The organism is Streptomyces sp. NPDC093795 (assembly GCF_044764665.1).
Classification (GTDB): Bacteria; Actinomycetota; Actinomycetes; order Streptomycetales; family Streptomycetaceae; genus Streptomyces.
The window spans coordinates 1021570-1042145 of sequence record NZ_JBIWIO010000001.1 but is presented as its reverse complement, the minus strand read 5'-3'; the positions used below and the strand labels follow the sequence as shown (position 1 = coordinate 1042145).

The 20576-nt window shown below is 70.7% G+C and carries 22 protein-coding genes and 1 rRNA gene; 8 read left to right on the top strand and 15 right to left on the bottom strand.

Annotation, left to right across the window (positions count from 1 at the left end; all coding sequences use genetic code 11):
- A 5S ribosomal RNA gene (gene rrf, locus ACIRB7_RS05050) occupies positions 1 to 93 on the top strand; the annotation flags it as partial.
- Between the two features lie 82 nt (positions 94 to 175).
- Here the strand turns inward: rrf and ACIRB7_RS05045 are convergent.
- From ACIRB7_RS05045 to ACIRB7_RS05030, 4 genes are read right to left on the bottom strand one after another with little or no spacing between them, the layout of a single operon-like run.
- Positions 176 to 850: a response regulator gene (locus ACIRB7_RS05045; RefSeq protein WP_403592409.1), complete on the bottom strand. Its 675-nt coding sequence runs from the start codon at positions 848 to 850 to the stop codon at positions 176 to 178.
- Positions 847 to 2091, bottom strand: a complete 1245-nt coding sequence (locus ACIRB7_RS05040) for a sensor histidine kinase (RefSeq protein WP_403592406.1) — start codon at positions 2089 to 2091, stop codon at positions 847 to 849. Before ACIRB7_RS05040 ends, ACIRB7_RS05045 begins: the two co-directional genes overlap by 4 nt.
- Positions 2092 to 2104: 13 nt before the next feature.
- A complete protein-coding gene (locus tag ACIRB7_RS05035) occupies positions 2105 to 2890 on the bottom strand; it encodes an ABC transporter permease (RefSeq protein ID WP_403592404.1) in 786 nt (261 codons plus the stop codon).
- Positions 2887 to 3789, bottom strand: coding sequence for an ATP-binding cassette domain-containing protein (locus ACIRB7_RS05030; protein WP_403592401.1), 903 nt, complete (start codon positions 3787 to 3789; stop codon positions 2887 to 2889). The genes ACIRB7_RS05035 and ACIRB7_RS05030 overlap by 4 nt, the downstream gene beginning before the upstream one ends.
- A 136-nt stretch (positions 3790 to 3925) precedes the next feature.
- On the opposite strand from ACIRB7_RS05030, the gene ACIRB7_RS05025 reads away from it, so the two are divergent.
- Positions 3926 to 4480, top strand: a complete 555-nt coding sequence (locus tag ACIRB7_RS05025; RefSeq protein ID WP_403592398.1) for a GNAT family N-acetyltransferase — start codon at positions 3926 to 3928, stop codon at positions 4478 to 4480.
- 26 nt (positions 4481 to 4506) lie between these two features.
- Here the strand turns inward: ACIRB7_RS05025 and ACIRB7_RS05020 are convergent, their stop codons facing one another.
- From ACIRB7_RS05020 to ACIRB7_RS04995, 6 genes are all read right to left on the bottom strand, one after another.
- Positions 4507 to 6060, bottom strand: coding sequence for a type IV secretory system conjugative DNA transfer family protein (locus tag ACIRB7_RS05020; protein ID WP_403592395.1), 1554 nt, complete (start codon positions 6058 to 6060; stop codon positions 4507 to 4509).
- Complete coding sequence (locus ACIRB7_RS05015; RefSeq protein WP_403592392.1) at positions 6061 to 7455, bottom strand: ATP-binding protein; 1395 nt, start codon at positions 7453 to 7455, stop codon at positions 6061 to 6063.
- 20 nt (positions 7456 to 7475) lie between these two features.
- Positions 7476 to 9029 carry an SCO6880 family protein gene (locus ACIRB7_RS05010; RefSeq protein ID WP_403592389.1) on the bottom strand — a complete coding sequence of 518 codons (1554 nt, stop codon included), beginning with the start codon at positions 9027 to 9029 and terminating at the stop codon, positions 7476 to 7478.
- Positions 9026 to 10333 carry a hypothetical protein gene (locus ACIRB7_RS05005; RefSeq protein WP_403592387.1) on the bottom strand — a complete coding sequence of 436 codons (1308 nt, stop codon included), beginning with the start codon at positions 10331 to 10333 and terminating at the stop codon, positions 9026 to 9028. Before ACIRB7_RS05005 ends, ACIRB7_RS05010 begins: the two co-directional genes overlap by 4 nt.
- A complete protein-coding gene (locus ACIRB7_RS05000) occupies positions 10323 to 11165 on the bottom strand; it encodes a hypothetical protein (RefSeq protein ID WP_403592384.1) in 843 nt (280 codons plus the stop codon). Before ACIRB7_RS05000 ends, ACIRB7_RS05005 begins: the two co-directional genes overlap by 11 nt.
- 99 nt (positions 11166 to 11264) lie before the next feature.
- Positions 11265 to 11573 (bottom strand): hypothetical protein, encoded by a 309-nt coding sequence (locus ACIRB7_RS04995; RefSeq protein WP_017242359.1) that lies wholly within the window; start codon positions 11571 to 11573, stop codon positions 11265 to 11267.
- A 371-nt stretch (positions 11574 to 11944) separates the two neighbouring features.
- Between ACIRB7_RS04995 and ACIRB7_RS04990 the strand changes: the two genes are divergently transcribed.
- A complete protein-coding gene (locus tag ACIRB7_RS04990; protein ID WP_403592381.1) occupies positions 11945 to 12946 on the top strand; it encodes an NlpC/P60 family protein in 1002 nt (333 codons plus the stop codon).
- Between the two features lie 238 nt (positions 12947 to 13184).
- Positions 13185 to 13907, top strand: a complete 723-nt coding sequence (locus ACIRB7_RS04985) for a phosphatase PAP2 family protein (RefSeq protein ID WP_403592378.1) — start codon at positions 13185 to 13187, stop codon at positions 13905 to 13907.
- A gap of 13 nt (positions 13908 to 13920) precedes the next feature.
- On the opposite strand, the gene ACIRB7_RS04980 is transcribed toward ACIRB7_RS04985, so the two are convergent.
- Positions 13921 to 14085 (bottom strand): hypothetical protein, encoded by a 165-nt coding sequence (locus tag ACIRB7_RS04980; protein ID WP_351218687.1) that lies wholly within the window; start codon positions 14083 to 14085, stop codon positions 13921 to 13923.
- 133 nt (positions 14086 to 14218) lie between these two features.
- Between ACIRB7_RS04980 and ACIRB7_RS04975 the strand changes: the two genes are divergently transcribed.
- On the top strand, positions 14219 to 15061 hold the full coding sequence (locus tag ACIRB7_RS04975; protein WP_403592375.1) for a hypothetical protein: 843 nt from the start codon (positions 14219 to 14221) through the stop codon (positions 15059 to 15061).
- A 117-nt stretch (positions 15062 to 15178) separates the two neighbouring features.
- The gene (locus tag ACIRB7_RS04970; protein WP_403592372.1) at positions 15179 to 15364 is read left to right on the top strand and encodes a hypothetical protein; all 186 of its coding nucleotides are present in this window, start codon (positions 15179 to 15181) and stop codon (positions 15362 to 15364) included.
- Between the two features lie 28 nt (positions 15365 to 15392).
- Here ACIRB7_RS04970 and ACIRB7_RS04965 read toward each other — a convergent pair whose 3' ends face one another.
- Entirely contained in the window at positions 15393 to 15749 is a 357-nt protein-coding gene (locus ACIRB7_RS04965; protein ID WP_351218681.1) for a metal-sensitive transcriptional regulator, read from the bottom strand.
- A 193-nt stretch (positions 15750 to 15942) separates the two neighbouring features.
- On the opposite strand from ACIRB7_RS04965, the gene ACIRB7_RS04960 reads away from it, so the two are divergent.
- Both ACIRB7_RS04960 and ACIRB7_RS04955 read left to right on the top strand, forming a co-directional pair.
- Positions 15943 to 16563 (top strand): DUF47 domain-containing protein, encoded by a 621-nt coding sequence (locus ACIRB7_RS04960; protein ID WP_403592369.1) that lies wholly within the window; start codon positions 15943 to 15945, stop codon positions 16561 to 16563.
- A 5-nt stretch (positions 16564 to 16568) separates the two neighbouring features.
- Complete coding sequence (locus ACIRB7_RS04955; RefSeq protein WP_403592366.1) at positions 16569 to 17567, top strand: anion permease; 999 nt, start codon at positions 16569 to 16571, stop codon at positions 17565 to 17567.
- A gap of 97 nt (positions 17568 to 17664) precedes the next feature.
- On the opposite strand, the gene pstB is transcribed toward ACIRB7_RS04955, so the two are convergent.
- The 3 genes from pstB to pstC are packed head-to-tail and all read right to left on the bottom strand — an operon-like array spanning position 17665 to position 20511.
- Positions 17665 to 18441 (bottom strand): phosphate ABC transporter ATP-binding protein PstB, encoded by a 777-nt coding sequence (gene pstB, locus ACIRB7_RS04950; protein WP_403592363.1) that lies wholly within the window; start codon positions 18439 to 18441, stop codon positions 17665 to 17667.
- 25 nt (positions 18442 to 18466) lie between these two features.
- Positions 18467 to 19540 (bottom strand): phosphate ABC transporter permease PstA, encoded by a 1074-nt coding sequence (pstA, locus tag ACIRB7_RS04945; protein WP_351218673.1) that lies wholly within the window; start codon positions 19538 to 19540, stop codon positions 18467 to 18469.
- Positions 19537 to 20511 (bottom strand): phosphate ABC transporter permease subunit PstC, encoded by a 975-nt coding sequence (pstC, locus tag ACIRB7_RS04940; RefSeq protein ID WP_351218671.1) that lies wholly within the window; start codon positions 20509 to 20511, stop codon positions 19537 to 19539. The genes pstA and pstC overlap by 4 nt, the downstream gene beginning before the upstream one ends.
- Between the last annotated feature and the right edge of the window lie 65 nt (positions 20512 to 20576).

Below are 20576 nucleotides of genomic sequence, written 5' to 3'. Positions count from 1 at the left end.
ACGCCCGGTTACATTCCGAACCCGGAAGCTAAGCCTTTCAGCGCCGATGGTACTGCAGGGGGGACCCTGTGGGAGAGTAGGACGCCGCCGAACAATCATTGTGGGAAAGCCCCGCACCTTATGGTGCGGGGCTTTTCTGCGTTCACGGGCTCTTTTGAGCCCTTCCGGGCTTCTCTCAGGCCGGCGCCACCAGTTGGGTGTCGTACGCCAGGATGACCGCCTGGACGCGGTCGCGGGCGCCGGTTTTGGCGAGGATGCGGCCCACGTGGGTTTTCACCGTGGATTCCGCGAGGTGGAGGCGCTCGGCGATCTCCGTGTTCGTCCAGCCCTGGCCGATGACCGTGAGGATCTCGCGTTCCCGGTCCGTCAGGGAGGTGAGGCGGGGGTCCTCGGGGCTCGGGGTCGTCGCCGTCGCCGCCGACGGCGGCAGGTGGTGGATGTAGGCGTCCAGGAGGCGGCGGGTGAGGCTCGGGGCGACGACCGCGTCGCCGCTGGCGACCGCGCGGATGCCCGCGAGAAGCTCCTCCGGCTGGGCGTCCTTCACCAGGAAGCCGCTGGCGCCGGCGCGGAGGCCGTCGTACGCGTACTCGTCCAGGTCGAAGGTGGTGACGATCAGGATCCGGGTGCGGGCGCCGGTGGCGATGATGCGGCGGGTGGCCTCGATGCCGTCGAGACCGGGCATCCGGATGTCCATCAGGACGACGTCCGGGTGGAAGCGGTCGACCAGGCGGATCGCTTCGGCGCCGTTCGACGCCTCGCCGACGACGGTCATGTCGTCCTGGCTCTCCAACAGCATGCGGAAGCCGAAGCGTTGCATCGGCTGGTCGTCCGCGATGAGAACGGTCGTCACGAGGGGGAGTCCTCCCGGGGAAGTCGGAGCCGGACGGCCCAGCCGCCGGACGGCAGGGGGCCGCAGTCGAGTGTGCCGTCGTAGAGGGCCGCGCGTTCGCGCATGCCCGTGAGGCCCTGTCCCTGGCCGGGGGAAGGGGGTTGCTTCGCTGTTCCCGTGTCGGTGACCTCCGCTCGTACCTCCGTGGGGGTGTACGTGAGGAGCACGGTTGCTCTCGCGCCCTCGCCGGCGTGCTTCAGGGTGTTCGTCAGGGCTTCCTGCACCACCCGGTAGACCGTCAGTTGGGCTCCTGGGGCCAGTGGTTGGGCCGCTGGTTCGTCGCGGAGGTCGAAGCGTACCGGCAGGCCTGCGTTTCGTACGCCGGTGATCAGGGCGTCCAGGTCGGCCAGGGTGGGCTGGGGGTCCCGTACCGCCGCTTCCTCGTCGTCGCGCAGGACGCCGAGGAGGCGGCGGAGTTCTCCGAGGGCCTCGCGGCTCGTCGTGCCGATGGCGTCGAGGGCCTGGGCGGCGCGCTCGGGGTTCTTGGTGGCCGCGTAACGGCCGCCGTCCGCCAGGCCGGTGATGACCGAGAGGTTGTGGCCGATGATGTCGTGCATCTCGCGGGCGATACGGGTGCGTTCGGCCGCGGCCGCGAGGCGGACCTCCTGGTCGCGTTCGATCTCCAGGCGGCGGGCCCGGTCGACGAGGCCCGCCGTGTAGTCCCTGCGGGCGCGGACCGCGATGCCGAGGAGGGCGACCAGGGCGTACGCCCACAGGGCGGGGATCACGCGCTGGTCCCAGACCTCGCGGGAGAAACGGAGCGCTCCCGTCACCAACGGTGTCGCGACCAGCCCCAGGCACCACAGGAGTGCGCGGGGTGGCCGTATCAGCGCGATGTGGAAGACAGGGAGCAGCTGGAGGTACGAGGCCTGGAGGAAGGCGCCCGAGGCGTCGCTGACGAGTGCCGCGCAGGCCATCACGGCGAGGGCGGCCGTGGGGTGGCGGCGGCGCCAGTACAGGGGGAGGGTGAGGCCCAGGCTGAGGACGGTCACGAACCAGGTGGGCAGGGTCGGGTCGGGGGCGGTGTTCCGCCAGCCGCCGGCCGCGTCCACGAGCGCCGCCACCGTCCAGAGGATCGTCAGCGTGGCGTCCCACGGCCAGGGGTGCCGGGTGTCGAAGGCCCGGAGGCGGGTCAGCAGGCGCTGGACGTGGCGGCTCAGGCCCGTCGGGTCTGTCGGGTGCGGTATCTCCTCCGTGGTCACCCCGTCATCATCCTCATACGTCACGGCGCTTGAGCAACAGGGCGGGGACGGCGAGGGACGCGGCCGCCCAGAGGAGCAGGGCGAGCAGGGCGGCGCCGGGGGAGGCGGCGCCCGGCATGGGGGTCGCTGAGCCGAGGGCGCCTGCGGCCTGGGTGGGGAAGTACCGGACGGCGGTGTCCATGGCCTCGTACGGGAGCATGCCGAGGATCTCGGGGACGATCAGCACCCCGCCGACGAACGCGCCGATCGCGCCCGGGACCGAGCGGAGGGTGGCGCCGAGGCCGAGGGCGAGTACGCCGAGGAGGGTGACGCCTGCGGCGTTGCCCGCGAGGGCGGCGATGACGCCGTCGTCGGTGAGGGAGGCGGCCTGGTCGGTGTCGGAGAGGAAGAGCTGGGCGGTGAGGAAGGTCAGCAGGGCGGTGACGGAGGTGAGGGTGAACGTCACGGCGGTGAAGACGGCGGCCTTCGCCCAGAGGACCGGGAGGCGTCTCGGGACGGCGGTGAGGGAGGCGCGGACCATGCCCGTCGCGTACTCGCCGGCGGTGACGAGGATGCCGAGGACGGCGAGGGCGATGCCGCCGAGCTGGGAGCCGTAGAGGGAGAGGACGACGGTGTCGACGTCCGAGTCGCCGCCGTCGGAGGTGTAGGTGGCGCCCATGAGGATGCCGACGCCGAGGACGAGCGCGGTGGCGGTGACGACGGTGATCCAGGTGGAGCGGACCGTCCACAGTTTGTGCCACTCGGAGCGGAGTACGCGCGCGTGGGTGAGGGTCGGGGTGGTCGTCGACGTGGTGGTCATGCCGGGGCTCCCTGGTATTCGACGGAGTCGTGGGTGAGGGCCATGAACGCCTGCTCGAGGGAGGCGGCCTGGGGGGTGAGTTCGTGGAGGGGGAGGCCGTGGGCGGCGGCTGTGCGGCCGATCTCCGGGGCGTCCGGGCCGGTGACGAGGAGCGTGTCGGGGGCCTCCTCGGTGATGCCGGCGCCGGGCAGCAGGGTGCGCAGCCGGTCGGCCTCGGGGGTGACGACCTTGACGGTCGCGTGGCCGGAGGTGCGGACGAGCTCGTCGACGGTGGTGTCGGCGAGGAGCCGGCCCTTGCCGATGACGATGAGGTGGTCGGCGGTGAGGGCCATCTCGCTCATGAGGTGGGAGGAGACGAGGACGGTACGGCCCTCGGCGGCCAGGGACTTGAGGAGGGTGCGGATCCAGAGGACGCCCTCGGGGTCGAGGCCGTTGACCGGTTCGTCGAGGATGACGGTGGCCGGGTCGCCGAGGAGGGCGGCGGCGATGCCGAGGCGCTGGCCCATGCCGAGGGAGAAGCCCTTGACGCGTTTGTGGGCGACGTGGGTCAGGCCGGTGAGGGCGAGAACCCGCTCCACGCGGGCGCGGGGGATGCCGTGGGTGTGGGCGAGGGCCATGAGGTGGTGGTGGGCCGAGCGGCCGGGGTGCACCGAGCGGGCTTCGAGGAGGGCGCCGACCTGGGTGAGGGGCGCGCGGTGGGCGGCGTAGGGGCGGCCGCCGATGGTCGCGTGGCCGCGGGTGGGGGCGTCGAGGCCGAGGATCATGCGGAGGGTGGTGGACTTTCCGGCGCCGTTGGGGCCGAGGAAGCCGGTGACGGCGCCGGGGCGGACGGTGAAGCTGAGGTCCTGGACGACGGTGGTGGGTCCGTACCGCTTGGTGAGGTGCTCTGCTCGGATCATGCTTCGACGCTAGGGAGCGGGCGGCGGCGGGACGTCCGACCGGGGGCGGGAGCCGGGGCGGGGGCGTAGTACCGGGGTACGACGTACGGAGGAAACCCGCTTGTCACGCGGGAGGCGCCGTAGGGAGGATCCGGCCATGGACTTTTCGATACGTGTCATCCGCGCCGACGAGTGGGAGAAGGCCCGTGAGCTGCGGCTGACGGCGCTGCGGGACCCGGTCGCGCACCTCGCGTTCCTCGACACGTACGAGGCGGCGGTCGGACGGCCGGACGACTTCTGGCGGGAGCGGGCCGAGGGGGCGTCGGAGAGCGGTGACGGGAATGCGCGGCAGTTCGTGGCCGAGGCCTCGGACGGGAGTTGGGTGGGCACCATCTTGGTCCTGGTGGAGCGGCCGTCGGACGAGCTGCGCTTCGGGGAGCCGGCGAAGGTCGTACAGACGCACATCGTGGCCGTCTACGTGCGCCCCGAGGTGCGGGGGACGGGTGTGACGGAGGCGTTGTTCCGGGCCGGTGTGGAGTGGTCCTGGTCGATTCCGGTGTCGGTCGAGCGGGTGCGCCTGTACGTCCACGAGGAGAACGCGCGGGCTGCCGCCTTCTACCGCCGCTTCGGGTTCGTGGCGTCGGGGGCCCGGGTGGCGGTGCCGGGGCACGACACGGCGATGGAGGTCGAGTACGAGCTGCGGCGGGCCTGAGCGGCCGGTCTGGCCGGCGGGTCCCGTCAGTGGCTGAGGGAGGTCTCCGGCCAGCGGGTGCGTGCCTGTTCGCGGGAGCGGAGGAGCGCCAGGGTCGGGAGGCCCTGGTCGTGGCCGGTGGCGAGGAGCTGCGGGAGCTGGGGGAGCGGGGCCACGGCGGCGACGTCGTCGAGGACGAGCGTCAGTGGTGGGTCGAGCCGACCGTCGGATGACCGTGCGGCCATGCGGCGGCCGTGCTCGACCACGCTTGCGGCGAGCGCCGTCAGGAGCGGCATCGCGCCGGGGTGGGTGCGGGGATCCTCGATCGGTTCCCCCACCACGTAGAGGGTGCCCCCTTCGGGGAGGAAAGATGCCAGCGCCAGGGAATCCGTCCGATTCGGGGTGCAGGCCTCGCGGATGTGGATCGAGGACAGTGCCGCGAGCGCACGTGCCGTCAGTTCCTGGGCCAGGCGGCGGCTTTCGGGGTGGGCGGTCAGGGCCGATTCCAGGAGGCCCGCGTGGCCCGAGGCGGCCTTCGGGTGGCTGCGGAGGATCCGTACCGGCTCGTGGGCGCCGGTGCCCTGGGCCCAGCGGTGGACCTGGCGGAAGGGGCGCCCGTCGACGGCGGCGGCGTGCAGCCAGCAGCGCAGGAGCGTTTCCGCGGTGTCGGCGGTGGCCGCGTCGAGGCGGGAGTGCGGGCGTACGGGGGCGAGCAGGGCGACGGCCCGCTCCGTGGCCACGTCCGGGTCCTCGCAGTGTTCGGACGGTGACCAGTGGAGCCGCGCGGGGGTGTCGCAGAGGTGGCCGGGGTCGTGGACGAGGACCGGGCCGAGTTTGCCGCGCGCGTCCTTGGTGGCGGACCAGATGGCCGGGTCGGAGGTGACGACCAGGACCGGGCCCTCGGCGTCCTGGATCGCCTGGACGGCGGCGGGACGGCGGGCGTCCGGGGGGCCGTAGAAGGTGCGGGCCGGCGGGCCGGGGGCCACCGGGTGGGGAGCGGGCGCGGTCGGTGCGGGGACGACGGGGCCTGTGGCGGGCGCCGGGTGGCCGGTGGGCGGTGGCCAGGGGGCGGCCGGGGCCGGGGAGACGGGCGCCGGGGCCGGCGAGGCCGTCAGGGGCGTCTGGCCCGCTGGGGGCGCCGTGCTCTCCTCCGGCCGGGGCGGAGTGACCCGTACCGCCTCGGTGGGTGTCGACGGGGGCCGTTCCTCCCGTACTTGAGCGCCGAGGGCGTGTTCGTACGCTCCCGCCTTCCGGTTCGCCCTGACCGCTCGCCAGCGGGCCACCGTGCCGAGCGTGAAGATGGCGAGGACCAGCAGGATCATCGCCTCGCCGATCAGCAGGCCCCAGAAGAGCCCGTATCCCGAGAGCTGGCCCGGCGGGGTGGTGGGCCAGGCCGCCGGGAGGTCGGTCGGGGCGGTGACCAGGGAGCGCAGGGCGGACGGCGTGCCCGTGAGGGTGATGCCGTCCGGCCAGGCGCCGTGGGAGAACAGGCCGGCCAGGCCGGTCGCCGTCCACACCAGGACCGTGAGGCAGAGGAGGAGGCCGAACAGGCTGAGCAGCAGCCCGTCGGAGACTCCCCCGCCCTTCTGTGCCGTCTCCATCTACGCCACCGTCGACTGCGACGTGCCGTTCAGCTGCTGCTCGATGAGGATCGCGCGCTGTTCCGTCTCCCACTCCAGTTCCGGGTCGACGGCCGAGGACTCGGTCATGGCGCGGTCGGTGTAGACCAGCGGGCGTTCCTTCTCGGTGATGAGGTGTTTGACCACCTGCACGTTGCCGTTGACGTCCCAGACCGCGATGCCGGGGGTGAGGGTCGGGATGATCTCGACCGCCCAGCGTGGCAGGCCGAGGACCCGGCCCGTGTTGCGTGCCTCGTCGGCCTTCTGGGCGTAGATGGTCCGGGTGGAGGCCATCTTGAGGATCGCCGCGGCCTCCTTGGCGGCCGCTCCGTCGACGACGTCGGAGAGGTGGTGGACGACGGCGACGAAGGAGAGGCCGAGGCGGCGGCCGAACTTGAGCAGCCGCTGGAACAGCTGCGCCACGAACGGGCTGTTGATGATGTGCCAGGCCTCCTCGACGAGGAAGATGCGCTTCTTCCGGTCGGGGCGGATCCAGGTGTGTTCCAGCCAGACGCCGACGATCGCCATGAGGATCGGCATGGCGATGGAGTTGCGGTCGATGTGGGAGAGGTCGAAGACGATGAGGGGCGCGTCGAGGTCGATGCCGACGGTCGTCGGGCCGTCGAACATGCCGCGCAGGTCGCCGTCGACGAGCCGGTCCAACACCAGTGCCACATCGAGGCCCCAGGCCCGCACATCGTCTATGTCGACGTTCATCGCCTCCGCCGACTCCGCCTCGGGGTGGCGGAGGCGCTCCACGATGTCGGTGAGGATCGGCTGGCGGTCGGTGGTGTGGTCGATGACGTAGGCGTGGGCGACCTTGAGCGCGAAGCCGGAGCGCTCGTCGAGGCCGTGGCCCATCGCCACCTCGATGATCGTACGGAGCAGGGCGAGCTGCCCGGTCGTGGTGATCGACGGGTCGAGCGGGTTGAGGCGGATCCCCGAGTCGTTGGCGACCATCGGGTCCAGGCGGATGGGGGTTATCCCCAGCTCCTGGGCGATGAGGTTCCATTCGCCGACGCCGTCCTCGCCCTGGGCGTCGAGGACGACGACCTGCCGGTCCCGGAAACGGAGCTGGCGGAGCACGTACGTCTTCTCCAGGGCCGACTTGCCGTTGCCGGACTCGCCGAGGACCAGCCAGTGCGGGGCGGGGAGCTGCTGCCCGTACAGCTGGAAGGGGTCGTAGATGTACCCCTTGCCGCTGTAGACCTCGCGGCCGATGATGACGCCGGAGTCGCCGAGGCCGGGGGCGGCCGTCGGCAGGTAGACGGCCTGGGCCTGCCCGGTGGAGGTGCGGACGGGCAGGCGGGTCGTCTCCACCTTTCCGAAGACGAAGGAGGTGAAGGCGTCGGTGAGGACGGACAGCGGGTCTCGCATCGGTCTGTGCCCCTTAGGCCTTAGCGGCGGATACCGGTCGCGAACGGCAGGGTGTTCACAAAGGCCCGGTGGTGCTCGCGGTCGCACCACTCCAGCTTCAGGTACGACTTGCCGGCGGATGCCCTGATCGTGCGCTTGTCCCGGGCCAGGGCCTCGGGGGAACGCGACGACACCGTGATGTAGCCGACGAGGTTCACTCCGGCGGCGCCGCTGGCGAGGTCCTCGCCCCGCTGGTCGAGCCGGCCGTGGGCGGCGATGTCGCGCGGGTCGACCGTGCGGTTCATCTTGGCGGCGCGGCTGGCGTCGGCCTCGTCGTTGGTCTTCTCGGTGAGCATCCGCTCGATGGCGACCTCGGTGGGCTCCAGATCCATGGTCACGGCGACCGTACGGATCACGTCCGGGGTGTGGACGAGGAGAGGGGCGAGGAAGTTGACGCCGACGGGGGTCATCGGCCATTCCTTCACCCAGGCCGTGGCGTGGCACCAGGGGGCGCGGGTGGAGGACTCGCGGGTCTTGGCCTGGAGGTACGTCGGTTCCATCGCGTCGAGTTCGGCCGGCCAGGCGTTTCGCTTCGTCATGGCCTGGATGTGGTCGATGGGGTGGTCCGGGTCGTACATGGAGTGGACGAGGGAGGCGAGGCGGGACTGGCCGAGGGGCTGGCGTACGCGGATGTCGGCCTCGGCGAGACGGGCGCAGATGTCGGTGAGCTCACGGGCCATGACGACGGCGAGGCCCGCGTCGCGGTCGAGGCGGCGGGCGCCGGAGGCGTGCTTGGCGGCGCGGGCCATGGCGTTGGCCTCGGCGGCGAGTTCGCGCGTGTAGTGCATGCAGGCGACGAGGTAGGCGCGGTGCTGCTCGCTGGAGGTGGACACCATCGACTGGAGTTGGTCGTACGACTCCATGAGCCACGCGGGCGCGTGCGGGTCGCCGCGCTGGCCGACGTCCTTGGCGTGCGCGTCGGGGTCGGCGGGGAGGGTGCGGGCCAGCATCTGGAGGCGGGTGACGAAGCCGTCGCCGTTGGCGACGTGCTTGAGGAGGGTGCCGAAGCGGTCGACCAGGGCTTCCTGGTCCTCGCTGTCGCGCAGGCCGACGCCGGGGCCCTCGATCTCGATGGCGGCGGTGACGGTGCGGCGGTCGGCGTGCAGGAGGACGGCGATCTCGTCGGGGCCGAAGGGGGCGGCGAGCCAGCCGACGCGGCCGATGCCGGGCGGCGGGCCGACCTCGACCTCGCGGCCGTCGAGGCGGGTGCCGGCCTCGGTGACGACGGAGCGGTAGGCCGTGCCGCGCTTGAGCATCCGCTTGTAGCTGCGGTTGATCTCGAACCACTTGTAGAACGTGCGGTGCTTGTACGGGAGGTACACGGCGGCGATCGCGAGCATCGGCAGGCCGGCGAGGAGCCCGATCCGCAGGGGGAGGAGGGGGACGAGGAGTCCGCTCATCATGCCGAGGAAGGCACCGACGATGATCAGGGCGATCTCGCCGGTCTCGCGGTTCTTGCCGACGATCGCGTTCGGCCGGGCACGGCCGACGAGATACGTACGGCGGGGCGCGACCGGCTGGGACTGGGTCGTCAACGCCCTGCACCTCCAGAGTTCTTGCGGTTGCTGTGCGGGGTTCCCGCGGTGGGGCTGCTGCTACGGGGCGGGGGTGGGGGAGTCGCACCGCCGCCGCTGCCGCCGCGGCTGCTGTGGGCGGCCATGCCGCCGGAGACGGGGTTGGCGGGGCGGGCGGGCTGGGAGCCCTGGCCGCCGCCGTCGCCGCGGGAGCTGTGGGTCTTGATGCCCTGGGAGACGAGGGAGGCGGGGGAGGAGATGACGGCGGCGGCCGCGTTCTCGCCGGCGCGGTGGAGGCGATTGTTGCGGGAGGCGGCGATCTCGTCGCCGAAGCCGGGGACGAAGCGGTAGATCATCGCGGAGGCGAAGATCGCGAGCAGGATGATCGCGAGGCCGGAGACGACGGCGGAGAACGCGTCGGGGCCGGTGCCGGAGGAGAGCGCGCCGGCCAGGCCCAGGACGATCACGATGACCGGCTTCACGAGGATGATCGCGATCATGATGCCGGCCCAGCGGCGGACGTGGCCCCACATGTTCTTGTCGACGAGCCCGGAGTAGACGACGACGCCGAGGAGCGCGCCGACGTACAGCATGACGGCGCGGAGGAACAGCTCCAGGTAGAGGACGCCCGCGGCGATGACGGTCACCAGGGACACGATGATCAGCATGATGGGGCCGCCACCGATGCTGTCGCCCTTCTGCAGGGCCTGCTTGAAGCTGCCGAAGAAGACGTCGGTCTGCTGGCCGGTGCCGGAGGCGATGACCTCGGTGACGGCGTCGGTGGCGTTGACGACGGTGTAGAGGATCAGGGGGGTGAAGGCGGAGGCGAGGACCGTCAGCCAGAGGAAGCCGATGGCTTCGGAGAGGGCGGTGGTGAGGGGGACGCCGCGGATGGCTCGCTTGGCGACGGCGAGGAGCCAGAGGAGGAGGGTGAGGACGGTGGAGGCGGCGAAGACGATGGCGTACCGGCCGAGGAACTCCGTGTTGGTGAAGTCGACGTCGGCGGTTTCTTTGACGGCTTTGGAGAGGTAGTCGATGGTGGCGATGGCGGCGTCGGCGCAGCCGCGGGAGAGCGAGGCGAGGGGGTCCAGGGCCGTGGCGGGGTCGTTCACCGAAGGGGTGGAGCCGCCGCCTCCGCCGCTTCCGCCGCCACCCTCGCAGTAGTCCCGCGCGGAGTCGCGGAGGAGTTCGCAGGGGTTGTTGCTGGGGCTCGGGGTGGGCGTGGGAGCCGCGGAGGCACGGTCGGCGAACAGCATGACGGCCGCCTGGGCCAGACCGAGTACGGCGGTGATCCCGGCGCTGCGGACGAGGGGCTTACCGGGCATAGGTGAAGCCTCCGAACTGACCGACGGCGTCCGCCATGTCCTGGGCACCGGAGGCCCTCTGGTCGCGGCCGACGGGCACGGGGCCGTCCTTCTGGGTGGACTTGGTGACCTTCCAGTCGCCGTCGGCCCACCGAAGCTCGATCGTGTCGGTGTACCAGGCCTCGGAGACGGGGTTCTTCGAGCCCTCGCCCGCGAGCCCGAACAGCGACGTGTACCAGACGGACACCGTGGCCCGGTCCTCGGTGTAGTCCTCCATCTTGGCGCCCACCGGAACGGCCCGGGAGACGAACGTCATGCCCCGTGGTGCCGTGCCGTCCTCCTGCAGCCCGATGCGGGCGAGGATCTCCTTGTCGCCGTACGCCTTGTCGAGGTCGTCCTGGAGGGCGGCCGCGGCGTCGGAGGCGTAGACCGTGCTGACGATCTCGCCGCGCCCGGCGAGTGTGAACATCTCGGCCGAGCCCAGCGCCACCGCGTAGTTGGACGCCGCGCTCTGTGCTCCCTGTTCGTCGTGGGCGTAGCCCGTGGGGATCGTGCCGGTCTTGGCCTTGACCGGGCGGACGCCCGTCGCCGCTGTGGGGTCGCTCGCCGACGCGCCCTTGCGGGGTGGGGTGCCCGCCGTGTCCGCCGGGGCGCCGCCGCCTCGGTTGGCGAAGGCGATGGCCGCGACGAGGAGGACCACCACGCCCACGACCGTGATGAGGGAGCGGGAGCTGCGGACGGGGCGGCGGGCGCCTCCGTAGACGTCGCCGCTGTTGCCTTCGGGCAGGCGGGTCCGGGTCTGGCCCGAGCCGCCCACGCCGCCGAAGCTGTCGTGCTCGTCACCGGGACTCATGCCGGGTACGCCCCCTCACTGGTTCGCGGTACGGGCAGTGCTGCAACGTGACTGGACATCAGGGAACGCAATCTCAGGTGGACGGGGTCCGACGGGGTATCAGACGGCCATCCCGTACACGATCGTGAACAGCGTCCCCAGCGATCCGATGATGAAGACGCCGGTCAGTCCGGCCACGATCAGACCCTTGCCCTGTTCCGCGCTGAACGTGTCGCGGAGGGCGGTCGCGCCGATGCGCTGCTTGGCCGCGCCCCAGATGGCGATGCCGAGGCAGAGCAGGATGGCCACGGCCATCACGACCTCGATCATGATCTTGGCTTCGGCGCCCAGACTGCCGAAAGGCCCCCAGTTCGGGGCGATTCCACCGATGATGGTGGTGATGTCGCCCTTCTCTGCCGCCAGGTACATGTAACTCACCGCCCCTGTTGGGTAGTTAGTTGCCCCTGCCGGACGGCATGGGTCATCGCCCTATCTTCGCTGATGAAACCGCCCGTGTGCGACGGCTTGACGGGTCTCTTTACCCGATCCCCGCACACTTGACCGGTCTGACCGTCTTGACCTGCGGTGGTGTGGCCGGTTTCCATGCGAAGACGCGTATGGTCACTCTGTGTATCACGGAGAGTGACTCCGGGCAATGATTGTCGTTGTTGCACTCTTGGGGCCGCGTCGAACCGGTGGACGTCCCCACGGGGCCCCCGCCGCCTAGACTCGGTCGGCGGGGCGTACTGCCATGAGCCGAGGGGTGGTTGACGGTGCGTAGGGCTGGCAAGGGGTGGCTGGTGGCCGGGGGGTCCCTCGGGGTCTGTCTCGGGTTCGTCGCACTGCTCGTCGTCGGCACGTTCTCCGCCGCGGCCGGTCTCGTCGGCGGCGCCGGGAGCTCCAAGAACGGCACCGTGGCGCTGGCCAAGGGTGCGGTGCCCACGCTGTACCAGGGGCTCGTGCAACGGTGGGGGAACCTCTGCCCCGCCATCAACCCGGCGCTGCTCGCCGCCCAGCTCTACCAGGAGAGCGGCTGGAACCCGCGGGCCGTCTCCCCTGCCGACGCCCGGGGCATCGCCCAGTTCATCCCCGGCACCTGGGCCGGTCACGGCGTGGACGGCGACGGGGACGGCGACCGGGACATCTGGGATCCCAAGGACGCGATCCCGTCGGCCGCCTCGTACGACTGCGAGCTCGCCGGCTATGTGAAGAAGGCGCCGGGCGACCCGACGAACAACATGCTGGCCGCGTACAACGCGGGCGCGTACGCGGTCATCAAGCATGGCGGGATTCCGCCGTACACCGAGACGCAGAACTACGTGCGCATCATCCGGTCCCTGGAGAAGAGCTTCGCCCGGCCCCTGGGCCGCGTCGAGCCCTCCCGGCAGGCGGCGGGCGCGATCCACTACGCGCAGCAGAAGCTCGGCACCCCGTACCTGTGGGGCGGTACGGGCACGGCCGCGCAGAACGGCCGGTTCGACTGCTCCGGGCTGACGCAGGCGGCGTACGAGAGTGTCGGCATCGATCTGCCGCGCGTCGCCAACGACCAGTACAACGCCGGTCCGCACCCGAGCAGGGACGAGTTGCTCCCCGGGGACCTGGTCTTCTTCTCCGACGACCTGACCAACTCCCGGACCATCCGGCACGTCGGCATCTACGTCGGCGGCGGGTACATGATCGACGCGCCGCGCACCGGGGCGGTGATCCGCTTCGACCGGATCGACACCCCGGACTACTTCGGCGCGACCCGGGTCACCGCGGAGGGCGCGGCGGCGCTGCCGACCCATCTCCCGGGGGCCTGAGCCGAGCAGACGGACCGTCGGGTCGCCGGGGCGCCGGGCCGTGGGTCGTACCGGACATGGCCGGAACTCTCCGTCATGCAGAGGCCCTGAGCTGCGGTACGCCGTCACTCTTCGATAACGTCATCATGATCCACCGGAGAGAGCGGAACGTACGCCTCAGGCGGTTCGTTCCCTGATCCGACCACGCTGACCACGGGGGTTGGAAACCACCAGACACGAGAGCAAGGGGCCGCAGCAGATGGCTGGACTCGCATCGGACGGTTCGAACCCCGATGTCAGCCTGCTCTACGACATCAACGGGCTGGCCAAGGCCGCACCGCCGTGGTTCGACCGCGTCATGGAGTTCGTCGGCGAGTACGGGATCATGCTCGCGATGGCTCTCGTCTGCCTGTGGTGCTGGTGGAGCGTCCGCCGCCGCGGCACCCTCGCCGACTCCGTCTCGGCCGTCGCCGGGCTCGTCTGGGCCCCGCTGGCCGCCGGCATCGCCCTCCTGGTGAACATCCCCATCCGCGGTTTCGTCGAGCGGCCCCGGCCGTTCAAGGAGCACCAGGGGCTCGACGTGCTCATCGAGGGGAAGACCGACTTCTCCTTCGTCAGCGACCACGCCACCCTGGCGATGGCCCTCGGCGTCGCCGTCTTCGTCGCCCACCGCAGGTTCGGGCTCGCGGCCATCGGCCTCGCGCTCGCCGAGGGCTTCGCGCGGGTCTACATGGGCGTCCACTACCCGACCGACGTGATCGGCGGCTTCGCCCTCGGTACGGCGGTCGCGCTGCTCCTCGCCCCGCTCGCGCTCGCCCTGCTCACCCCGGTGGTCTCCGCCGTCGCCCGCTCGGGCCTCGGCGCCCGGCTCGTCCGCTCCGGCCGGGCCGAGGGGCCGCGGCGCCCGGAGGCGGTCGGCATCCCCGAGCCCCGTATCGGCGGCCCGGCCCCCGGGACGGACCGGAACGACCTCGCGGCCTGATCGGGCAGAAGCCCTAGGCCTCCGCGCCGGAGGTCGTACGGACGTGGTCCGCCGCGTCCGTACGGGCGCGGTCCCGGGACCGGCGGGCCGGGCCCGTCCAGCCGCAACTGCACCGTGCCAGCGCGAACGAGCCGCGCTCCGTCGTCGTGGCGGTGTGGGGGCTGGACTGCGCGTGCACACCACCACCGTACTGCGCGTGACGGCACGCCTCGGCCGTCGTTATGCGGATCGGGTGTCCCCCCGGGACCCGCAGCGCCGGGGAAGGGCGGGACCCGGGCGGACAGCGGTGAGGCGTTGGGGGTTGGCAGGCGATGGTGGTGCAGCGGTACGGGCGTCCGCACGGTCGCGGAGGCGGGGCGTTCGCCGTCACCGCCGTCCTGGTCGGCTCCCTCGTCGGGACCGCGGCGGTCACGGGGTGCGCGGCCCCCGAGGACCCGAAGCCCACGGTCGATCCCGCGCTCGCCGTACGCAGCGCCGCCGACGTCCTGACGAAGGCCGGCACCGCCAAGGCGAGCACCTCCATGGAGATGGCCACGGGCGGGACCCGGGTCACCATCCGGGGCGAGGGCGGCTACGACTTCCGGCGCCGCACCGGCCGGCTCCAGGTGGTGCTGCCGAAGGACCCCGCGGGGTCCAGCGGGCACCGGCCGATCACCGAGCTCCTCACCCCCGGCGCCCTCTACATGAAGAACCGGGGGGCCGGGGTGCCCGCCGACAAATGGGTCCGCGTCGACACCACGACGCTCGACGACGGCAACCTCGTCACGGGCGGGGCCACCGACCCGGCCGCCGCGGCGGAGCTGCTCCGGGGCGCCCGGAAGGTCACGTACCTCGGCGAGATCGAGCTGGCAGGGGTGAAAGTCAGCCACTACCGGGGGGTCGCGGACATGGCGCAGGCCGCCCGGGCCGCCTCGCCGCAGCTGCGCGGGGCGCTCGCCGCGGCGGCGAAAGGGTTCGCCGAGGACACGGTGCCCTTCGACGCGTATCTCGACGGGGAGGGGCGGCTGCGGAAGGTCCGCCACCAGTTCAGCTTCAGCAACCAGGGCCGTACCGTCGCGGTCGCGTCGACGACCCTGTTGTACGGGTTCGGGGTCCGCGTCGAGGTGGTGCTGCCGGACCGCCGGGACATCTACGCCGGGAAGATCAAGGCCTGACCTGGCCCGCTGCCGCGGGGGCCATCGGCAAATGGTCCGGACGTGTCATGCGCGGTCCGTGTCGTCCTCCCTACGCTGGGAGACCGCTGGGAGACCGACGCCGGCAGGAAGAGGTGGATGCGTGTGGCCCCGCCCGGTACAGCAACCGTGCCCGCAGACCCGGACTGCGTCGCCCTCGCCGAGATCGAACTCTGCGGCGAACTGATCATCGCCGCCTCGACCGCCGACGGGGAACGGCTCAGCGCCGACCGGATCGACGAGGTGCTGCGGGTGGCGGCGGAGCGGGCCGTGGAGGATCGCTGACGGTACGGCTCCGTCGGCCGGCCCGGCGTCAGGTGCGCAGCATGCGGGCGATGGCCTTCGTGGCCTCCTCGACCTTGGCGTCGATGCCGTCGCCCCCCTTGGCCGCCGCGTCCGCGACGCAGTGCCGCAGGTGCTCCTCGAGGAGCTGGAGCGCGAAGGACTGGAGTGCCTTCGTCGAGGCGGAGACCTGGGTGAGTATGTCGATGCAGTAGACGTCCTCGTCGACCATCCGCTGGAGGCCGCGGATCTGGCCCTCGATCCGGCGGAGCCGCTTGAGGTGCTCGTCCTTCTGCTTGTGGTAGCCGTGCACGCCGTGCTCGTGGTCGGCCGGCCCGACGGCCTCGACGGCCTCGGGGGTGACCTGGTCCGTCTCGGTGGTCGTCATGGCGTCCTCCCGTTGTCCATTAAGGGGGTGTATACCCCTCGTGGGTATATGGTACCGATCCCCGCCGATCCGGGCGGGGGTCCGTGCAGTTCACTGTGCCTGATGGGCGACACTGAGAGGACGCCGGTTAGCCGTGGCCGGATGATGCGCCTAGCATCAGCCTGACCGAAACCCAGCACCCCGAGGACCTCACGTGCGATTTCGTCTGACCCCCAGGGAGACGAGCTTCTACGACATGTTCGCCGCCTCCGCGGACAACATCGTCACGGGCTCCAAGCTCCTGATGGAACTGCTCGGAGCGGAGCCTTCCGCCCGGGCCGAGATCGCGGAGCGGATGCGGGCAGCGGAGCACGCCGGCGACGACGCCACCCACGCGATCTTCCACCAGCTGAACTCCTCCTTCATCACACCCTTCGACCGCGAGGACATCTACAACCTCGCGTCGTCCCTCGACGACATCATGGACTTCATGGAGGAGGCCGTCGACCTGGTCGTCCTCTACAACGTCGAGGAACTTCCCAAGGGTGTCGAGCAGCAGATCGAGGTTCTGAACCGGGCGGCCGAGCTGACCGCCGAGGCCATGCCGAACCTGCGGACGATGTCCAACCTGACCGAGTACTGGATCGAGGTCAACCGGCTGGAGAACCAGGCCGACCAGATCCACCGCAAGCTGCTCGCCCAGCTCTTCAACGGCAAGTACGACGCCATGGAGGTGCTCAAGCTCAAGCAGATCGTCGACGTGCTGGAAGAGGCGGCCGACGCGTTCGAGCACGTGGCCAACACGGTGGAGACCATCGCGGTCAAGGAGTCCTGAGCTTCGTGGACACCTTCGCTCTGATCGTGACCATCGGTGTCGCGCTCGGCTTCACGTATACGAACGGCTTTCACGACTCCGCCAACGCCATCGCCACCTCGGTGTCGACCCGGGCGCTGACCCCCCGGGCCGCGCTGGCGATGGCGGCGGTCATGAACCTCGCCGGTGCCTTCATGGGCAGCGGGGTCGCCAAGACGGTCAGTGAGGGTCTGATCGAGACGCCGCACGGCGACAAGGGGATGGGCATCCTCTTCGCCGCGCTCGTCGGCGCGATCATCTGGAACCTGGTCACCTGGTACTTCGGTCTGCCCTCCTCATCCTCCCACGCGCTGTTCGGCGGCATGGTGGGCGCGGCGCTCGCCGGTGGCACGGAGGTCATCTGGGGCGGGGTGCTCGACAAGGTCATCATCCCGATGTTCATCTCGCCGGTGGTCGGTCTCGTGGCCGGTTACCTGGTGATGTGCGCGATCATGTGGATGTTCCGCAAGGCCAACCCGCACAAGGCCAAGCGCGGTTTCCGTATCGCGCAGACGGTCTCGGCGGCCGGCATGGCGCTCGGTCACGGTCTGCAGGACGCGCAGAAGACGATGGGCATCGTGGTGATGGCCCTGGTCATCGCCGACGTGCAGCAAGCGGGCGACGACATCCCGGTGTGGGTGAAGATCGCGTGCGCCGTGATGCTCTCGCTCGGTACGTACGCGGGCGGCTGGCGCATCATGCGGACGCTCGGCCGGAAGATCATCGAGCTGGACCCGCCGCAGGGCTTCGCGGCGGAGACCACCGGCGCGTCGATCATGTTCGGCTCGGCGTTCCTCTTCCACGCGCCGATCTCGACGACCCATGTCATCACCTCCGCGATCATGGGCGTGGGTGCGACCAAGCGGGTCAACGCGGTGCGGTGGGGTGTCGCCAAGAACATCATCCTGGGCTGGTTCATCACCATGCCTGCGGCTGCTCTGGTCGCCGCCACGAGTTTCTACGTGGTGCAGCTGTTCTTCGGCTGAGACCACTTCTCGTACGGAAACGGGCCCGGCTCCCTGGTGGGGGAGCCGGGCCCTTCGTCTTACGGTGGCACCGCCATGCAGCACCGTAGGACGTTCCTTATCCGAAGCGGCCGGAGATGTAGTCCTCGGTCGCCTGGATGCTCGGGTTGGAGAAGATGCGCTCGGTGTCGTCCAGCTCGATCAGCTTGCCGGGCTGGCCGACGGCCGCCAGGTTGAAGAAGGCCGTGCGGTCCGAGACGCGGGCGGCCTGCTGCATGTTGTGCGTCACGATGACGATCGTGAAGCGCTCCTTCAGCTCGCCGATCAGGTCCTCGATCGCGAGGGTCGAGATCGGGTCCAGGGCCGAGCAGGGCTCGTCCATCAGCAGGACGTCGGGCTCGACCGCGATGGCGCGGGCGATGCACAGACGCTGCTGCTGACCGCCGGAGAGGCCGGAGCCCGGCTTGTTGAGGCGGTCCTTGACCTCGTTCCAGAGGTTGGCGCCCTTGAGGGACCTCTCGACGATCTCGCTCAGCTGGGCCTTCTTGTAGTTGCCGTTGAGGCGCAGGCCCGCCGCCACGTTGTCGAAGATCGACATGGTGGGGAAGGGGTTGGGGCGCTGGAACACCATGCCGACCGTACGGCGCACGGCGACCGGGTCGACGTTCGTCCCGTACAGGTTCTCGTCGTCCAGCATCACCTTGCCCTCGACGCGGCCGCCGGGGGTGACCTCGTGCATCCGGTTCAGGGTGCGCAGGAAGGTGGACTTGCCGCAGCCGGACGGGCCGATGAAGGCCGTCACGGAGCGGGGCTCGACGGTCATCGAGATGTCGTCGATCGCCTTGTGGGCGCCGTAGTACGCGGAGAGGCCGCTGACGTCGATTCGCTTGGCCATGTGAATCACTTCCAATTGCCGCTGGTCAGCGGGCGGTCTTCGGGGCCTTCCAGCGGGCGATGCCGCGGGCCACCAGGTTGAGGATCATGACGAAGGCGATCAGGACGAGCGCGGCGCCCCAGGCACGGGCCATCGCGGCGTCGGTGCCGACCGCGAACTGCTCGTACACGTAGAGCGGCAGGGAGGACTGCGCGCCTTCGAAGGGGTTCGGGTTGATGAGCTTCGTACCGAACACGAGGAGCAGGACCGGGGCCGTCTCGCCGGTGATACGGGCGACCGCGAGCATGACGCCCGTGGTGATGCCGCCGATCGCGGTGGGCAGGACCACCTTCAGGATGGTGCGCCACTTCGGGATGCCGAGGGCGAGGGAGGCCTCGCGGAGCTCGTTCGGGACGAGCTTGAGCATCTCCTCGGTGGAGCGGACCACGACCGGCATCATCAGGATGGACAGGGCCATCGCGCCGGCGAAACCGGAGGGGCCGAAGCCCAGGATCAGGTTCCAGGTGGCGAGGACGAAGAGGCCGGCGACGATCGACGGGATGCCCGTCATGACGTCGACGAAGAAGGTGACGGCCTGGGCGAGCTTCCCGCCGCCGTACTCGACGAGGTAGACGGCGGTGAGCAGACCGATCGGCGCGGCGATCACGGTCGCGATGCCGACCTGCTCGATGGTGCCGAGCAGCGCGTGGTAGACGCCTCCGCCGGCCTCGGCGTCGAGGACGCCGTTCATCGAGTGGCTCAGGAAGTAGCCGTCGAGGACGCCCATGCCCTTGCTGATCGTGACCCAGGCGAGGGAGAGCAGCGGGACGACGGCGAGGATGAAGCACACCCAGACGAGGCTGGTGGCGACGCGGTCCTTGGCCTGGCGGCTGCCCTCGACCTTGGTGGTCACGGCGTACGTGGCGATGACGAAGATCAGCGCGGCGATCATGCCCCACTGGACCTTGCTGTGCCAGCCGGCGGCGAGGCCGATGCCGATCGCCGCGGCGATCGAGCCGGCGGCGACGGCGGCCGGCGTCCAGCGGGGGAGCCGGGCGTGGGAGAGGGACCCCGGGCGGGGGGCCGCGGTGACCGGACGATCCTGAATGGCGTGGCTCATGCCGCTGCCCCCGAGTACTCCTTGCGGCGGCCGATGATCCAGCGTGCGGCGCCGTTGACCAGCAGGGTGATGGCGAAGAGGACGAGACCGGAGGCGATCAGCGCGTCCCGGCCGTACTCGTTGGCCTCGTTGAACTTGGCGGCGATGTTCTGCGCGAAGGTGCCGCCGCCCGGGTCGAGCAGGTGGCCCGAGATCAGGAAGCTGGGGGAGAGCACCACGGCGACGGCCATGGTCTCGCCGAGCGCGCGGCCGAGGCCCAGCATGGAGGCGGAGATGATGCCGGAGCGGCCGAAGGGCAGCACCGACATGCGGATGACCTCCCAGCGCGTGGCGCCGAGGGCGAGGGCGGCTTCCTCGTGCATCTTCGGGGCCTGGAGGAAGACCTCACGGGTGACGTTGGTGATGATCGGCAGGATCATGATCGCCAGCAGGATGCCCACGGTGAAGAGCGACCGGGCGGGGCCCTCGTTGGCCTTGTCGAAGAGGTACGTCCAGCCCAGGTACTCGTCGAGCCAGAGGTTCAGGCCGTCGAGGTACGGGACGAGGAAGATCGCGCCCCAGAGGCCGTAGATGATGCTGGGCACGGCGGCGAGCAGGTCGACGACGTACGCGAGCGGCTTGGCCAGCCTGCGCGGCGCGTAGTGCGAGATGAAGAGCGCGATCCCGATCGCGACGGGCACGGCGATGAGCATCGCGATGATCGACGAGACGACGGTGCCGAAGGCGAGGACGGCGATGCCGAAGACCGGCGGGCTGCCCGCCGGGTTCCACTCGAAGGTGGTGAAGAAGTTGGTGCTGTCCTTGGAGATGGCGAGGACGGCACGGTAGGTGAGGAAGCCGGCGATCGCGGCCATGATCACGAGGAGGGTGATGCCGGAGCCTCGGGACAGACCGCTGAAGATGCGGTCCCCGGGGCGGGACGCGCTCTTGGCGCGCCGGCTCCTCTGTATGTCTGGTGTGGTGGTAGCCATCTGCTTCTCCGGTCTGCGGTGCCCTTACGGGTGTGAGGGCTCCTGGCGGCGGTGCACCGGATGCC

Excerpts from the sequence above, each read along its gene's own strand:
- pstC (WP_351218671.1), bottom strand. The coding sequence starts at position 20,511 with ATGGCTACCACCACACCAGACATACAGAGGAGCCGGCGCGCCAAGAGC.
- ACIRB7_RS04975 (WP_403592375.1), top strand. The coding sequence starts at position 14,219 with ATGGTGGTGCAGCGGTACGGGCGTCCGCACGGTCGCGGAGGCGGGGCG.
- pstB (WP_403592363.1), bottom strand. The coding sequence starts at position 18,441 with ATGGCCAAGCGAATCGACGTCAGCGGCCTCTCCGCGTACTACGGCGCC.
- ACIRB7_RS05005 (WP_403592387.1), bottom strand. The coding sequence starts at position 10,333 with ATGCCCGGTAAGCCCCTCGTCCGCAGCGCCGGGATCACCGCCGTACTC.
- ACIRB7_RS05015 (WP_403592392.1), bottom strand. The coding sequence starts at position 7,455 with ATGCGAGACCCGCTGTCCGTCCTCACCGACGCCTTCACCTCCTTCGTC.
- ACIRB7_RS04995 (WP_017242359.1), bottom strand. The coding sequence starts at position 11,573 with ATGTACCTGGCGGCAGAGAAGGGCGACATCACCACCATCATCGGTGGA.
- ACIRB7_RS05035 (WP_403592404.1), bottom strand. The coding sequence starts at position 2,890 with ATGACCACCACGTCGACGACCACCCCGACCCTCACCCACGCGCGCGTA.
- ACIRB7_RS05000 (WP_403592384.1), bottom strand. The coding sequence starts at position 11,165 with ATGAGTCCCGGTGACGAGCACGACAGCTTCGGCGGCGTGGGCGGCTCG.
- ACIRB7_RS04965 (WP_351218681.1), bottom strand. The coding sequence starts at position 15,749 with ATGACGACCACCGAGACGGACCAGGTCACCCCCGAGGCCGTCGAGGCC.
- ACIRB7_RS05025 (WP_403592398.1), top strand. The coding sequence starts at position 3,926 with ATGGACTTTTCGATACGTGTCATCCGCGCCGACGAGTGGGAGAAGGCC.
- ACIRB7_RS05030 (WP_403592401.1), bottom strand. The coding sequence starts at position 3,789 with ATGATCCGAGCAGAGCACCTCACCAAGCGGTACGGACCCACCACCGTC.
- pstA (WP_351218673.1), bottom strand. The coding sequence starts at position 19,540 with ATGAGCCACGCCATTCAGGATCGTCCGGTCACCGCGGCCCCCCGCCCG.
- ACIRB7_RS05020 (WP_403592395.1), bottom strand. The coding sequence starts at position 6,060 with ATGGAGACGGCACAGAAGGGCGGGGGAGTCTCCGACGGGCTGCTGCTC.
- ACIRB7_RS04970 (WP_403592372.1), top strand. The coding sequence starts at position 15,179 with ATGCGTGTGGCCCCGCCCGGTACAGCAACCGTGCCCGCAGACCCGGAC.
- ACIRB7_RS04985 (WP_403592378.1), top strand. The coding sequence starts at position 13,185 with ATGGCTGGACTCGCATCGGACGGTTCGAACCCCGATGTCAGCCTGCTC.